This window comes from Paenibacillus sp. FSL H3-0286, from assembly GCF_045040705.1.
Taxonomy (GTDB): Bacteria; Bacillota; Bacilli; order Paenibacillales; family Paenibacillaceae; genus Paenibacillus_AQ; species Paenibacillus_AQ odorifer.
Window position 1 is genome coordinate 2,697,899 of record NZ_CP150285.1, and the last position, 14,986, is coordinate 2,712,884.

Consider the following 14,986-nt stretch of genomic DNA (forward strand, 5'->3'; position numbering starts at 1 on the left):
TCATATGAAAATCGCAGTTGTTGGAGCAAGTGGAAAAGCTGGAAGCCGAATTACGCAGGAAGCGTTGGATAGAGGTCATGAAGTTACAGCGATTGTGCGGGATGCATCTAAAGTAACAAATAGTAAAGCGAATGTCATTGAAAAGGATGTATTTGCACTTACCGCTGAAGATTTGCAGGGGTTCGATGTGGTTGTGAATGCTTTTGGTGCGCCGTTTGGACAAGAACATCTGCATGTGGATGCCGGGAATGTGCTTATTGAAGCGTTGAAGGCTTCGCCCGATACAAGATTGATTGTAGTTGGGGGTGCAGGAAGTCTTTATGTAGATGAAGCCAAAACGCTTAAAGTAGTGGATACGAATGACTTTCCTGACCTTATTAAGCCAACAGCGACGAATCAAGCCAAGAATCTGGAGATTCTGCAAGGAACAGATGCACTCTCTTGGACCTTTGTTAGTCCATCTGCTAATTTTGCCATCGGCACAAGAACAGGTTCTTATGTAAAAGGTAAGGATAATCTTCTGGTGAACTCCAAAGGCGAGAGTTATGTCAGCTACGAAGATTATGCCGTTGCTATTGTCGATGAAATCGAACAGCCGCAGCATATTCGTGAACGGTTTACGGTGGGTTCAGAGTCTTAAGTGATAATGAAGAATAACGATCCTATATAACAAGAGAAGGCAGAGCCGGATTTCAGGCTCTGTCTTCTTTTGTATCATTACAGCTTTCCTTTTCCTTCTGCTAGTTCAGCAATACGTCTGTTTGCATCTCCGCGGTAGCGTCCACCGTGATAACAAATGACCGTATCGATCTCATACTCAGAGAATTTGTTCAGAGAGGACAAAGCCAGCTCCATGTCAGGTGTGGCGGAAGGAGTGGGACCCTGTAGCTCGCCATCCTGAACGGTCAAGGCATCGGCGGCAATAAGTGTACGGCTATCATGATGGTAAAGACTGAGATGCCCTGGGCTATGGCCAGGGGTATGGATCACCGTAATTCCACCGGCAAAAGGTAACTTTTCTCCATCCACAAGCGTTTGATCCACTTTTCCTTTAGGAGGATGGGCTAATACAGAGAGGAAGGCACGCCGCCACTCCTCAGGTACATGAGCTGGGATCATAGCCGCTGCCGCCGCTAAAGCTTCAGGAGTGTGCTTAAGGAGCATTCGCTCTCCTTGAATATAGGGCTGCTCAATTTCATGAGCCAGAACAGTAAGCTCTAGATCTTCATCAGCCAATAGGGCAGGGAGGCAACCGATATGGTCTAAATCCTGATGCGTGATAATAAGGGTACGGAGCTTCTCCCAAGGCACATCCGCTTCTTTTAGAGCCTCTTTGAAAGTAGAGAGTAGACCCGGGAATCCGGTATCGACGAGTACGGCGGCATGTTCATCCCAGAGTAGCGTGGGGTAAATCGTGTCTTTTCCACCCATAACCTGCGCTGTAATCTCGAGCATTTCTATTCCTTGAGCAATGTACATTATTATCCCTCCGTGATTGATAATAAGAGCGACGCCGTGAGGCTAATGCATATATTACTCAAAACTGAAAATAAAAACAATAGATAAATATTTTATTATAACACAAATAAATATTTATGTCAATATGTATCTGATGGAATTTTTGTGGAATTTGTAGGGGATTTTAATGTTAAGAATCTTTTGCTAGATTTTGCCCTTGCCTAAAGCTTTGCGATATAATAATCAAATATAAAAAAGGGAGTTGATGTGGTTTGGAGACATTTCTAGTTGTACTCGTCCTACTTGGGCTTATCGCAATATCCAACATCATAAACCGATTCATTCCCTTCGTGCCGATACCCTTAATACAAATTGGCTTGGGTGTAGTGGTCGTACTACTGCCTTTGGGAATACATATGTCACTGGAGCCAGAGTTGTTTTTCGTGTTATTTATTGCTCCGCTTTTGTTCAATGACGGAAAGCGAACACCAAGAAATGAGTTATGGAACCTGCGGGCACCAATCTTAATGCTGGCACTAGGCTTGGTATTTGCTACAGTGCTTATCGCTGGTTATTCCATTAACTGGATGATTCCCACCATTCCACTCGCAGCTGCTTTTGCGCTGGCAGCGATCTTATCGCCGACAGATGCTGTGGCGGTAAGTGCAATCGCTGGGAGAGTACATCTTCCCAAGAGTATTCATCGTATTCTAGAGGGCGAATCATTGATGAATGATGCCTCTGGCCTTGTTGCGTTTAACTTCGCTATTGCAGCAGCTGTTACAGGCATATTTTCTTTGCCGAAAGCCTCCATTAGCTTTGTGATTATCGCTTTAGGTGGGCTAATTGTCGGAGCAATACTCGCGTTCCTCCTGATTCGGTTCAGTGTATTTATCCGCAGACTGGGGATGGAGGACATCACAGTACATGTGCTGCTGCAAATCCTGACTCCTTTCATTGTGTATCTGATCAGTGAAGAAATAGGGGTATCCGGCATTTTAGCTGTGGTTGCAGCGGGGATAATTCATGCGGTCGAGAAGGATCGTGCGGTCTCGCCACAGTATAAGCTACAGCTGGTATCCGCCAGCACATGGTCTGTGCTGCTCTACATCTTGAATGGCTTGGTCTTCCTTATTCTCGGATTGTCGATTCCAGATGTTATTGAAGTGATCTACCGGGATACAGCGGTGGACAATCTTATGGTGATTGGTTATGTATTAGCGATAACGTTACTGCTTTTTGTGCTGCGTTTTATATGGGTATATGTATTTTCCCTGGCTGGCGCCGGCCTGCAAAAAATGGAAAAATCGTCTATAAAGTCCATGCTAATCCTGACCATTTCAGGGGTGCGAGGCGCGGTTACTTTAGCCGGTGCCTTTTCGATTCCTTTTGTGTTAGGAGATGGCTCACCTTTTCCTGAACGTGATCTAATTATCTTTATCGCTGCGGGTGTGATTCTGATGTCACTGCTGATCGCTAGTATCTTTTTACCAATTCTCGCAGGTAAAGAAGAGCCGGTTGCCGAACCAGGGGACACTGAGGTTGAACAGGCGGCCAAATCTAAGGTCGTTGCTGCCGGGATAACGCTGCTTCAAAGTATGATGACGGAGGAGAGCAAGGATTCCGCACAGCCAGCTTTGAGTGAATTTAGAGAAAAGGTTTATAGTCTGAACCGCGAGGATCAAGCGAACGATCCGGCATTTGAGGAACTCCGTCGGCTTGGGGTTGAAGCAAGGATAGTGGGCTTGCATGCTGAACGCAAAGAGCTGACCCGATTGCTTACTAACAATGAGATTCCTGCCTCAGTGGCTCAGAAAATGGAAGAATTCTTGGATCATAGTGAAGTTTTCTTAGCCAGAAGTCTCAACTCTCAAATTAGATTATCCCTTACAGAGATTAGAAGGCTATTTGCGGGGATGTTCTCAGGACAAAACGAACGGGAAGCTAGCCAACAAATGCTGCAACAGGCTGAATGTGCAAGAAAAGCTAAGGTTTCTATGTCCCGCGCAGCAATAGCTGCTGTTAATGCAAGTATGAATGAGAACAACCGAAAAGCAGTAGAGAAGGTTGCATGCAGTTATGAGCAACTAATCTCACGCTTCGAGCAGGGTCAAGGCTGGACAAAGGATGGTCTCGTTGATGATCAAAAGCTTGAATTGAAACTGAAAGCTATTCAGGAGCAACGGGATAAGGTGCAGCAAATGTACCAGGATGGAACTATTAACCGCAAGCTAGCCGGTAAATTACGCAAGTTCGTCGATCATTTGGAAACATCCATTTGGGAGGATTAGCTGTGTTGAACAAAGTAATGGGAGAAAGCTTGTTATTCACTGAAATTCGCGAAGAGCATCTGTCGGATGTACTCGATATTTATAACTATTACGTGCTGAACACTACGGTTTCTTTTCATACCGAGCCTTTAAGTTTGGACGAAATGCGGCAATCAGTGATGAATGATGATCCGCGGTTCAAATCATACGTTATATTATCCTGGGATAATGTTATTCAGGGCTATGTTCTGATTGCTAGACATAAGAGTAAGCCGGCTTATGATAGCTCTGGGGAGATCAGTGTGTATTTGAAACCGGCTTGTGTGGGTAAAAGAATAGGACAGCATGCCTTACGTTTTATTGAAAAGAGAGCTGCCGAACTGGATTTCCATGTGTTAGTAGCTACCGTTTGCGCAGAGAATGAACGCAGTCGCCAGCTTTTCTCAAAGAATGGATATGAACAATGTGCCTACTTCAAGGAGATTGGCTGTAAATTTGGTCGAAGACTGGATATCGCCAGCTATCAGAAAATCTTAGGGGGAACTTAAAGATGAAACTTGCGGAAGCATTAGTGAACCGAAGTGATCTTACCCGTAAAATCGCGCAGCTAAAGCAGCGGCTCGATCGGGTCGTTAAGGTGCAGGAGGGGGAAGATCCGGCAGAGCAGCCGGAGGCTCTTTTGCATGAGCTAGAAATAGCTGTTAACGAGCAGACGATTTTGATTCGAGCGATTAATCGAACGAATTCATCTGTTGCCTTCAATGAGAATTGGAGTATTGCCGACGCCCTAGCCGAACGGGATAAAATGCTTCAGCTGCGGAAGCTGTTTAGCGATTTGCTTGAGCAAGCTTCGATCACTCAGGATCGGTATAGCCGCTCTGAGGTTCGTTTCCAGAGAACGGTGGATGTCGCTCAGATTCAGAAGCGGATTGATGAACTGTCTAAGTCTTATCGCGAGTTGGATTTTAAAATTCAGGAGAAAAACTGGACGGTAGCCTTAATCACACCGTAAAAAGCTTTATCACAGCAGAAGGTAACTGATCTTTATAAAGGCGAGCGCAACCCGCCAACAGGGAAAGTTGGACAAATTGACAGATGCCGGGCCATATCTGACCAATCATAACTTAGCCCCGTACTGTAACAACTGTAAAGAGTACCTATTAATGTAACTACCAAGCGCTGATTTATGTAAGAACGGTGAGGGTGGGGACGGGGATATTTTTGCTGTGGTTAGGCTTTTACATAACATGAACTGTCTCTATTAGGATAGGTATATTCGTCATACATAATGTGAAATAATGTCGAATAAAGTTGAAAAAAGTTGAATAAAATTTGCATTATCGGCCTGTTTTGCCTATCTTATCGCTCGTTATCTTGTATAATTTACGAATACGCACGAGGACTTCCTAAACCGCTGATCTATTCGTATGTTGATTGTACAGGATGAGAGAGTGATTCATTGGCCGAGAAGGTTTAGTGGCCCTTGTCTCTTCAAACATTCTACTATTCCTTTCATGAAAGAGAGAAGTGACAAGTGACCATGAAATCAATTGCCTGGGTAACCGACAGTACATGTACAATCGATCCTGAATTCGCCAAGAACAACCATGTGTATATTGTTCCTTTACGTCTGATTATTAACAACGAGTGTTATAAAGAAAATATAGATATTACGATCGATGAGTTCTATGAGAAAATGCGTCAGCATGATCAAGTAGGCAGCTCACAGCCGCCAATCGGTGAGTTTATCGAGTTATACGAACGGTTGAAGGAAGAATATGATGAGATTATCGCGGTGCATCTTTCGACAGGGCTTAGCGGAACATACAATGCTTCCATGCAAGGTGCTGAAATAGCGGAAGCTAATGTTATTGGAATTGATTCCAAGGTTGGCGCTTATCCGATTCGGGAAATGATTACGCGAGGTATTCATTGGCACAAGATGGGCTTTACTGGCCTAGAGATTAAAGAAAAGATAGAGAATATCATTCAAAATATGTCCTTCTACTTAATTCCTGCAAGCTTGTCCCAGCTTCACCGTAGTGGGCGTGTTTCTGGTACACAGGTAATTCTTAGTCAATTACTACGGATAAATTTGCTGCTGCGTTTTGACGAGGGCAAGGTCATTGTTGTGGAAAAAATCCGCACGATGAAGAAGACGAAGCAGGCGCTGTTAGATATCTTTAAACAGGATGTTGGACTTGTTAGCGATGTGTGCATCATGCATTCCAATAATTTAGAAATGGCGCTGAAGCTAGAAGAAGACATCAAAGAGATGGCGCCTGATTTACGTACGGAGATTATGACTTACATTCCTGCCGTGGCTGTTCATGCGGGTGAAGGTACCGTGGGACTTTCTTGGATTAAAAATAACCGGATCAATAGTATTTATTCGGAGGTTGAACCTGTAGCAGTACTTGTGTAGATAGGATAGTAAACAAAGAAATCGCTTCTTGGAAGAGGGACGGATGATCCTCATTATACCAAGAGACGATTTCTTTTTTTTGAATCTATGAGATGACGTTGTAAGAAGGTTATGCTTTGCTTGCACGACGGCGGAACATTTGTCCGATAACTTCACTCAGTACCAGTCCAGCCGCAATTGCGCCAGAGAGCATTAATGCCCGAACAGCGATTTCTACAGCCAGATTATAGTTTTCTTCTACAAATCTACGCATAGCATCGTAAGCAAGGCCACCCGGAACAAGTGGGATAATACCGCCTACACTAAAAATAATAACCGGCATTTTGAAGGATCGGGCAAACAGCTGGCTGACGATGCCCACCACTACAGTAGCCGCAAACGTAGCAACAACAGGCCCACACTCTACATCAAGGATTACATACACCATCCAGCCTACCATTCCAGCAAAACCACACTGCAGTAGAGCGCGCTTAGGCGCATTAAATAAAATACAGAAGGTTGCCGCGGCGATAAAACTGGTTATAAGTTGCAAAATCATGAAGGGCTAACCTCTTTCACATGGAAAATTAAAATAGTGATAGTACAAGCCCAATGCCTGTACCGATCGCAAAAGCAGTTAGAAAGGCATCTGCTCCTTTGGATATGCCTGAGACCAGATGACCAGCCATCAGATCACGAACGGCATTAGTAATGAGTAGACCGGGTACTAGAGGCATCACGGAGCCGATGATGATTTTGTCCATTTCTTGACCTATGCCCAGCTTTACAGAATAGAAGGCCAGAAGTCCGATCAGGAAGGAAGCAGAGAACTCTGCAAAAAATCTAGTCTGCACAAGACGATGCAGGTAGATAACCGCAGCAAAACCTAACCCGGAAATCGGTAATGCGGGGAGAGCATCCCACAAGCTGCCCTTAAACATAACGGTGAAGCAAGCGCCGGTAAGCGCCGCTGCTATGATTTGCAGCCATACCGGATACGCATGTGCGGCATCATCGACCTCACCTAATCGTGTCCGAGCTTCCTCGGCTGTAATCTGACGCTCGTTCAGACGCCGCGAGATATCATTAACCTCTGAGACTTTCTGCAGATCTGTGGTTCGCTCGGCAATCCGATATAACTTAACGGGCTCCGTTCTATTGGTGGTGAACATAATAACGGTTGGTGTCACATAACTATGTGCCCCTGGAAAACCGAGAGAAGCAGCCATACGTGTCATTGTATCTTCTACTCTGTAGGTTTCTGCACCGTTTTGCAGCATGATCTTGCCAGCAAGAAGACAGAGATCAACGATTTCATAATAGGTAGTGTTAGTGTTGCTCGTGCTTTCCAACTTCTCCGGTCCTCCCCTGGAATGTTACATATCTATGTGTATATACTTATGATTGTCGCTTCATTGTGTGAAAATAACAACCTCAATATAGCATTATAAACGATATGGGATATATTTTAATATAGTTTCAGAAATAAAATGTATAAAGATGCACTGTTTATTTATAGTGTCCGCCAATCTTTCCGGATCTGTCCTTAAGTTGTCCGGCATCTGTGAACGATGCAGCGCGTCCAATGATCGATTCCCCGTATTTATTCTTCAGCGCATCAGTGGCCCGTTCGAGCTCACGGTAGCGGGGGCGCGACTCAAATAAGGTTAGCTGATATTGGCTTTCGTCAGACAGATTGGACAGGCTTAGATGAATTCGGCGCACAGGCTGACCTTCCCAATGCTGTTTGAAAAGAGCGAGGGCGGCCTCGTATACCAGCTGGGTTGCATTCGTAGGATCGCTCATCGTAGTCTGTCTCGAGAAGCCGCTGGGGTCATCAAAGCTGGCGCCTTGGCAGCCAACAGACACGACTGCACCATGCACCTTCAGCTTGCGGCTGCGCCTGCACACCAGCTCTGAGAGCTCCAGAATGATGGTCTTGATCTCTTGCAGTGTATAGTAATCCCGTGGCAGTGTCATTTGGTGCCCGACGCTCTTGGGGGCTACTTCATAGGTAGCGGGACTTACAGGGCTATCGTCGATGCCATTGGCAATTCGCCAATATAGCTCGGCATCGATATCGCATTTTTTATGGAATTTCTCCCGCATGCGCCATTTCAGCTCGCTTAGCGGCATCTGTGCCAAATGGCCAATCGTTGTGAGGCCCATGCTTTGGAAGTGCGCGGACATGCGGCGGCCTACCATAAACAACTCACTAATGGGCAGCGGCCAAAGTACATCTGGAAGCTCTTCCTGAGTGAGGGTAAATAGACCCTCCGGGTTCTTCTTGGCCCACAGGTCGCAAGCCATTTTGGCGGTAACCTTGGAATAACCTATACCGATACGTGCGCGCACACCTGTATTTCTGCGGATTAAGTCCTGAATGGTCGTAGCGATCTGTCTTGGGCTTCCGAATAAGCTGAGGCTGCCGGTGATATCAATAAACTGCTCATCGATGGAATAAGGTTCTACGAGGTCACTGAATTTGCGTAGAATGTCCGTGATTTGGGAGGAAACATCGATATATTGCTGCATATGTGGTCTGACGACGATTACTTCGGGGCACTTCGCGAGTGCTTCCTTCAAGGTCTCGGCGGTAGTAATGCCAAAAGATTTGGCTAACGGACAAGCGGCAAGCACAATCCCGCTTCGTCTAGCCGGATCTCCGGCGACAATAAGCGGTTTGTTGCTGTATTGCGGATTAGAGGCCTTCTCCACGGAGGCGTAAAAGCTCTGACAATCGGATAACAAAATAACACGCTCTTTATTCATAGATTCACACTCTCCAGGTGAGGTAGAGATAGGGTAGATGATTTTTCTTATTATTATAATACGAACATATGATCGTGTATATTCATATTTTTTCCCATTTCTCTTCAGTCTCCAAGGTGCAGAGACCTGTGGCCACACCCCCAGCGATAATCGTGAGGATGGAGTGGAAGAAGGTTTCTTTGGAAATCAGGAGTCCCCCCGCGCCGATAATTATAAAATCTGTCAAAAAAATGATGAGTCCAAGGTTAAGCGGGAGATACCTTTTGATATATTGAGCAAGCAGATCCGTTCCGCCTGTACTGGCTTTGAACCGCAGCATAAGCCCAAGACCCGTTCCCATTAAAAAACCGCCAATAATGGCGCTGGAAATGGAGCCGAACTCAAAATAATACAGAAAGTGGTACTGCAAAGGACCGAGAAGCTCAATCAGAAACGATGAGGTCAATAAACCTAATACACTATTGAAAAAGATATCGCGTTCCTTCAGCCAGGCTAACAGGAAAATCGGAAAGCTGCAGAGAAGGACAGCTATACCGATTTTGGCATCGGATAAATAATTGATGATGAGGGCTATTCCTATTATTCCCCCATCTAGGATTTTATATGGGACTAGAAAAAAATTAGTTGCTGCTGCAATGAGCAAGCTTCCGATCAGGATGATCGCGTATCTCAATAATGACTGCATATTTAACATCTCCACATTAAAGGCATGTCTTATAAATATGCTTGTCACTTCCAAAAAATTGCAGTGAAGCAAAAAAACTGATTTCGGGCCTAATCATGCGGACCCAGAAGACCCTATTAGGCAGATACAAGGTATTTTTTCGAGCTAACGGACCCAGTTGCAGCTATTCCCACAAATGTGGTCCGATTGCGGGCAAATTATGAGCAATAAGAGCTATACAGTCCGAAATTTCCGGAAAATGGGCCGAAAATCGCAAATAGGTGCAATAGGGTCCGCAACGTTCAATAGATTTGAGTAACTCACCGCCCAGCCTCCATGCGGACCCAGAAGACCTTATTAGGCAGATACAAGGCATTTTTTCGAGCTAACGGACCCAGTTGCAGCTATTCCCACAAATGTGGTTCGATTGCGAGCAAATTATGAGCAATAAGAGCTATACAGTCCGAAATTTCCGAAAAATGGGCCGAAAATCACAAATAGGTGCAATAGGGTCCGATAGGATCAAGATCGAGCAAAAGGTAGCTGATTTCGAGACGTAGACAGCTAGGTTGCGCAACAGGTAACAAATTCTGCGCACGGAGTAGCTAGGTTAAGCCATAGGTAACTAATTGCGCACGGAGTAGATAGGTTGAGCTATAGGTAGCTAATTCCGCACAGTGTAGATAGGTTGAGCTATAGGTAGCTAATTCCGCGCACGGTGTAGATAGGTCGAGCTATAGGTAGCTATTCCGCACAGTGTAGCTAGGTTGAGCCCCAGACAGCTAGTTTAAACAATGGCTAGCACGTTTAGGAGCAAATTTGGCAGGCGGCGTTCTTCAGCAACTGTTCGGACTCAGTTGCTCTTATTTCCATGATTCCGCTCGTTTTGTCACACTATCGGACTCAGTTGCAGCTATTCGTTCAAATGCGCTCCTTTTCTGCGCAAATTAAGGGTAATAAGAGCTATACAGTCCGAAATTTCCGAAAAATGGGCCGAAAATCACAAATAGGTGTAAAAGGGTCCGTTACGATCAAGATCGAGCAAAAGGTAGCTGATTTCGAGACGTAGACAGCTAGGTTGTGCAACAGGTAACAAATTCTGCGCACGGAGTAGCTAGGTTAAGCCATAGGTAGCTAATTCCGCACACGGTGTAGATAGGTTGAGCCATAGGTAACTAATTGCGCACGGAGTAGCTAGGTTAAGTCCTAGGTAACTAATTCCGCACGGTGTAGATAGGTTGAGCCAGAGGTAGCTAGTTTAAGCACTGGGTAGCACGATTAGGAGCAAATTTGGCAGGCGGCGTTCTTTTCAGCAACTGTTCGGACTCAGTTGCTCTTATTTCCATGATTCCGCTCGTTTTGTCACACTAACGGACCCAGTTGCAGCTATTCCCACAAATGTAGCCCGATTCGGAGCAAATTATTAGCAATAAGAGCTATACAGTCCGAAACCTTCGCAAAATGAACCCATATGCTGAAATAGCTGCAATACGGTCCGATACGATCAAGTTCTAGCAAAAGGTAGCAGGTATCGAGACGTAGGCGGCTAGTTTGAGCAACAGGTAACTAATTTCTCGCACGGAGTAGATAGGTTGAGCCCCAGACAGCTAGTTTAAACAATGGCTAGCACGATTAGGAGCAAATTTGGCAGGCGGCGTTCTTTTCAGCAACTGTTCGGACTCAGTTGCTCTTATTTCCATGATTTCGCTCGTTTTGTCACACTATCGGACTCAGTTGCAGTTATTCCCACAAATGTAGCCCGATTTGGAGAAAATTATGAGCAATAAGAGCTATACAGTCCGAAAATGCCGCAAAATGGATCGAAAATCAAAAATAGCTGCAATCCGGTCCGCAACGGGGAATGCTATGAATGGATGATTAAGCAGACGCGTCTCCGGGGGATATAGAGAGTAGTGTGATGGCTATACGGTGAGTTACTTGCTGATAAGCTTTGGAGGGTCGAGCCGCATAATCAGCGTTGAGCTATGGTAAGTATGAGTGGGCCACGCCTAGGAAGGTAAACTGGTAAAATTATTGCAAGGAGCAAGGAGCAAGGAGCAAGGAGCAAGGAGCAAGGAGCAAGGAGCAAGAATCAAGAAGCAAGAAGCAAGAATCAAGAATCAAGAAGCAAGAAGCAAGAAGTAAGAAGTAAGAGCAGTAGAAGGATTTAGGACGGATCACGGGTACACAAGAAATCTGCCAATCGGAGTACTGCTCCATCACAATAGTTACCTAAGTTTCTCCGAGCTAGAGGAGCATCTCGCGTCCAATTAATTCATAGCTGATCAAGAAAGCCAGCAGCGCAGAAGAAAGCCAGCAGCACACAAGAAAGCTACAACAGCGCACCGCATTAACAACGAAAACAGCACGCCTCCAATTATGAGGCATGCTGTTTTTGCCGTTATCGGGAATACCGCTTGCGGAAGCGAAGCGGAGAGATTCCGATCTGCTGAGTAAAGCGACGCGAGAAGTAGGCGGTGCTCTCGAAACCGATACGTTCTGCGATCGCAGCTATAGGCATCTCTGTTTTAAGCAGAAGGAGCTTGGCCTGTTCCAAACGGTAATCCGTTAAATACTCCATCGGAGTCAGTCCATATACGCGTTTCATGCAGCGGGCAAGGTAGTTATAATGAAAATGCAGCGCATCCGCTAAAGAGGCATTGGAGAGAGGCTCCGCATAATGATTGCGGATATAAGTCTCTGTCCTCTCGGCGATCTCTACCGCATGACTTTCTGAAGTATCATGCTGCGCTAGATCCATCATCCGCAGCATTTCTTCAAAAATCCTTTGCTGCTCCCAAACTGCACTGGAACGTCTTCCAGTGGACAGCTGTAAAAGCTTCTCAGCTTGTCCACTCCGTTTAAAGGGATCAGGAAGGGGACCAAACTGCGGGATGCGAATGGTATATGGATGAGTAAGAAACTGCCGGAAATGTGTCTCTCGGTTGATATACACGGGCTCGCCATCAGAGCTTGACCAATCTGCGAGGGTATGAAAATGAATCCAAATAAACGAAGTCAGCTCCTCGCAAGACTTAACGGAATAATGATAGCGGTCAGGCAGCAGAAGCAGCGTATGCCCAGCCGCAACCTCCCATTGATTATGCTCTTCACCGATAAATAGGCAACCTTGCTCTACAATAATCAGATCAAATAAGCCGATATGGCTTCTATTTGGATGCTGCTCTCCGGGTTGATAAACAGTGTGATTGCATTCCAGAAAATATGGAAAAGGCGGCGCTGCGAAATGTACATAGGAAGGACTCACTGTGTTCTACCTCTCTTTTTATCGTAGTCCGAGCTTAAATTGTCCTTGGAATTAGGAGTGTGAAATAGTACAAAAAAGGGGTTGCTTCTGATTATATTTTTTATCTATTGTACGCTCTATAATTGTAATTAGCGAGTATAAAATAAGGCTAAGGGGAAGATGATGATGAATAAAACGATCCAGGATCAGCAAGTTGTAAAAGATCAATCCGTTAGCATTAAAGATGATTTCTGGGGAAGTTATATAAAGCTGGTTCAGGATGTTGTAATCCCGTATCAATACGAGGCATTGCACGATAAAGCAGCGGGAGCTGAGCCCAGTCATGCCATTGCTAACTTTGAGATTGCTGCGGGCCGGAAGAACGGTAAATTTTACGGCTGGGTATTTCAAGACAGTGATGTAGCCAAGTGGCTGGAGGCCGTAGGTTATTCCTTAAGCATCAAACGTGACCCTGAGCTGGAGCGTCAAGCGGATGAAGTGATTGACCTCGTTGGAGAAGCGCAGCAGGAAGACGGGTACTTAAATACTTATTTTACGATAAAAGAACCCGGCAAACGCTGGACTAATCTGAACGATTGCCACGAGCTTTACTGTGCTGGGCATTTCATTGAGGCAGCCGTTTCTTATTACGAGGCTACAGGCAAAAGAAAACTGCTCAACATCATGTGCCGAATGGTTGATCATATCGATTCTGTGTTTGGTCCGGAAGAAGGAAAAATGCGGGGATATGATGGCCATCAGGAGATTGAGCTTGCGCTCGTGAAGCTGTATCGGCTCACAGGTGAGGAGCGGTATTTGAAGCTCAGCAGCTTTTTTATTAATGAGCGAGGTCAACAGCCGAATTTCTTAAAGCAACAATGGGATAGTCTGGGGAGTATCAATTTTTTCACAGGTCAGAAGGAGAATTTAGATTTAAAATATTACCAAAGTCATCTTCCGGTAAGAGAACAGGAAGTGGCTGTAGGACATGCTGTGCGTGCGGTTTATATGTATACTGCCATGGCTGATCTAGCCGCACTTACGGGAGATGATACCCTTCGCGAAGCATGCGAGAGACTGTGGAATAACATCACTACTAAGCAAATGTACATTACTGGCGGGATCGGATCTACGCATCGGGGTGAGGCTTTCACCTTCGATTATGATCTGCCTAACGATTCGGTGTACGCAGAGACTTGTGCATCTATTGGGTTGATCTTTTTTGCACAGCGGATGCTGAGAATATCGCCGGATGCACGTTATGCCGACGTCATGGAGCGGGCGCTTTATAACAATGTGTTAGGTTCAATGGCACAGGATGGTAAGCACTATTTTTATGTGAATCCACTGGAAGTATGGCCTAAGGCATGCAGCTGCAACCCAGATAAACATCATGTGAAGTCCGAGCGCCAAGGTTGGTTTGGCTGCGCTTGCTGTCCTCCGAATGTGGCGCGTCTGCTGACTTCGCTGAATCAATATATCTATACGATCCATGGTGATACGCTCTATATGAATTTGTATATTGGCAGTGAGCTGACAACAAAGCTGGGTGGAACAGATGTTGCGATTCAGCAAGAGAGTAACTATCCATGGGAAGGTAAAGTCTCGTTGAAGATTAATCCCGCAGCGGAAGCAGAGTTTGGAATTGCCTTACGGATTCCATCTTGGAGCCAAGGAATGGAGATCAGAGTCAACGGTGAAGCAATGAATACTGCTGAGAACATCGAGCAGGGATACCTCGTTATCCGGAGACTGTGGAGAGCAGGAGATGTAATCGAAGTGCATGACCCTATGGAGGCACATCGTATCTACGCACATCCAAGTTTGCGTGCTGATGCTCAAAAAGTAACGATTCAGCGTGGACCTCTTGTGTATTGTCTTGAAAGTATCGATAATGGTGAGCCGTTAAGCTCGATTTCTTTAAAAGAAGGCAGTGAACTTACTGCGGCTTTTGATGAGACGTTGCTCGGCGGCGCTGTTGTTGTCGAGGCAGAGGGGCTACGTGTAGATAAAGAGGGCTGGAGTGGTGAGCTTTACAGCAGAGTCAAGGCACCAGTTCAAACCGTAAAAGTTAAGGCGGTTCCGTATTACTTATGGGGAAATCGTGGCAGTGGTGAAATGAAGGTATGGATTCCGGAAGCCAGCGTTTAAGTTATAGGTAGACATTGATC

General features: G+C 45.5%; 12 protein-coding genes. 6 read left to right on the top strand and 6 right to left on the bottom strand.

Translation table 11 applies throughout. The features are described from left to right. The first annotated feature begins 4 nt into the window (after positions 1–4). Positions 5–640, top strand: coding sequence for an NAD(P)-dependent oxidoreductase (locus MHB37_RS11610; RefSeq protein WP_405169262.1), 636 nt, complete (start codon positions 5–7; stop codon positions 638–640). A gap of 77 nt (positions 641–717) precedes the next feature. On the opposite strand, the gene MHB37_RS11615 is transcribed toward MHB37_RS11610, so the two are convergent. Continuing rightward, a complete protein-coding gene (locus MHB37_RS11615) occupies positions 718–1,479 on the bottom strand; it encodes an MBL fold metallo-hydrolase (RefSeq protein WP_339173461.1) in 762 nt (253 codons plus the stop codon). A gap of 251 nt (positions 1,480–1,730) precedes the next feature. On the opposite strand from MHB37_RS11615, the gene MHB37_RS11620 reads away from it, so the two are divergent. From MHB37_RS11620 to MHB37_RS11635, 4 genes are all read left to right on the top strand, one after another. Then, complete coding sequence (locus tag MHB37_RS11620; protein ID WP_076129954.1) at positions 1,731–3,749, top strand: Na+/H+ antiporter; 2,019 nt, start codon at positions 1,731–1,733, stop codon at positions 3,747–3,749. A gap of 2 nt (positions 3,750–3,751) precedes the next feature. Further along, entirely contained in the window at positions 3,752–4,276 is a 525-nt protein-coding gene (locus MHB37_RS11625; protein ID WP_341144172.1) for an N-acetyltransferase family protein, read from the top strand. 2 nt (positions 4,277–4,278) lie between these two features. Continuing rightward, positions 4,279–4,740, top strand: a complete 462-nt coding sequence (locus tag MHB37_RS11630) for a DIP1984 family protein (protein ID WP_076129955.1) — start codon at positions 4,279–4,281, stop codon at positions 4,738–4,740. Positions 4,741–5,268: 528 nt separating this feature from the next. After that, positions 5,269–6,153: a DegV family protein gene (locus MHB37_RS11635; RefSeq protein WP_076183845.1), complete on the top strand. Its 885-nt coding sequence runs from the start codon at positions 5,269–5,271 to the stop codon at positions 6,151–6,153. A gap of 109 nt (positions 6,154–6,262) precedes the next feature. Here the strand turns inward: MHB37_RS11635 and MHB37_RS11640 are convergent, their stop codons facing one another. The 5 genes from MHB37_RS11640 to MHB37_RS11660 form a co-directional block, all read right to left on the bottom strand. After that, the gene (locus MHB37_RS11640) at positions 6,263–6,691 is read right to left on the bottom strand and encodes a threonine/serine exporter family protein (protein ID WP_036685970.1); all 429 of its coding nucleotides are present in this window, start codon (positions 6,689–6,691) and stop codon (positions 6,263–6,265) included. A gap of 28 nt (positions 6,692–6,719) precedes the next feature. After that, the gene (locus MHB37_RS11645) at positions 6,720–7,484 is read right to left on the bottom strand and encodes a threonine/serine exporter family protein (RefSeq protein ID WP_076129956.1); all 765 of its coding nucleotides are present in this window, start codon (positions 7,482–7,484) and stop codon (positions 6,720–6,722) included. Positions 7,485–7,641: 157 nt separating this feature from the next. Beyond that, the gene (locus MHB37_RS11650) at positions 7,642–8,904 is read right to left on the bottom strand and encodes a DNA polymerase IV (protein ID WP_076189810.1); all 1,263 of its coding nucleotides are present in this window, start codon (positions 8,902–8,904) and stop codon (positions 7,642–7,644) included. A gap of 82 nt (positions 8,905–8,986) precedes the next feature. After that, a complete protein-coding gene (locus MHB37_RS11655; RefSeq protein WP_076218939.1) occupies positions 8,987–9,589 on the bottom strand; it encodes a YitT family protein in 603 nt (200 codons plus the stop codon). A gap of 2,380 nt (positions 9,590–11,969) precedes the next feature. Next, on the bottom strand, positions 11,970–12,836 hold the full coding sequence (locus tag MHB37_RS11660) for an AraC family transcriptional regulator (RefSeq protein ID WP_076183289.1): 867 nt from the start codon (positions 12,834–12,836) through the stop codon (positions 11,970–11,972). Positions 12,837–12,998: 162 nt separating this feature from the next. Between MHB37_RS11660 and MHB37_RS11665 the strand changes: the two genes are divergently transcribed. After that, positions 12,999–14,966 carry a glycoside hydrolase family 127 protein gene (locus MHB37_RS11665; RefSeq protein ID WP_405169596.1) on the top strand — a complete coding sequence of 656 codons (1,968 nt, stop codon included), beginning with the start codon at positions 12,999–13,001 and terminating at the stop codon, positions 14,964–14,966. Positions 14,967–14,986: the final 20 nt, after the last annotated feature.

Excerpts from the sequence above, each read along its gene's own strand:
- MHB37_RS11635 (WP_076183845.1), top strand. The coding sequence starts at position 5,269 with ATGAAATCAATTGCCTGGGTAACCGACAGTACATGTACAATCGATCCT.
- MHB37_RS11650 (WP_076189810.1), bottom strand. The coding sequence starts at position 8,904 with ATGAATAAAGAGCGTGTTATTTTGTTATCCGATTGTCAGAGCTTTTAC.
- MHB37_RS11655 (WP_076218939.1), bottom strand. The coding sequence starts at position 9,589 with ATGCAGTCATTATTGAGATACGCGATCATCCTGATCGGAAGCTTGCTC.
- MHB37_RS11615 (WP_339173461.1), bottom strand. The coding sequence starts at position 1,479 with ATGTACATTGCTCAAGGAATAGAAATGCTCGAGATTACAGCGCAGGTT.
- MHB37_RS11630 (WP_076129955.1), top strand. The coding sequence starts at position 4,279 with ATGAAACTTGCGGAAGCATTAGTGAACCGAAGTGATCTTACCCGTAAA.
- MHB37_RS11665 (WP_405169596.1), top strand. The coding sequence starts at position 12,999 with ATGATGAATAAAACGATCCAGGATCAGCAAGTTGTAAAAGATCAATCC.
- MHB37_RS11610 (WP_405169262.1), top strand. The coding sequence starts at position 5 with ATGAAAATCGCAGTTGTTGGAGCAAGTGGAAAAGCTGGAAGCCGAATT.
- MHB37_RS11640 (WP_036685970.1), bottom strand. The coding sequence starts at position 6,691 with ATGATTTTGCAACTTATAACCAGTTTTATCGCCGCGGCAACCTTCTGT.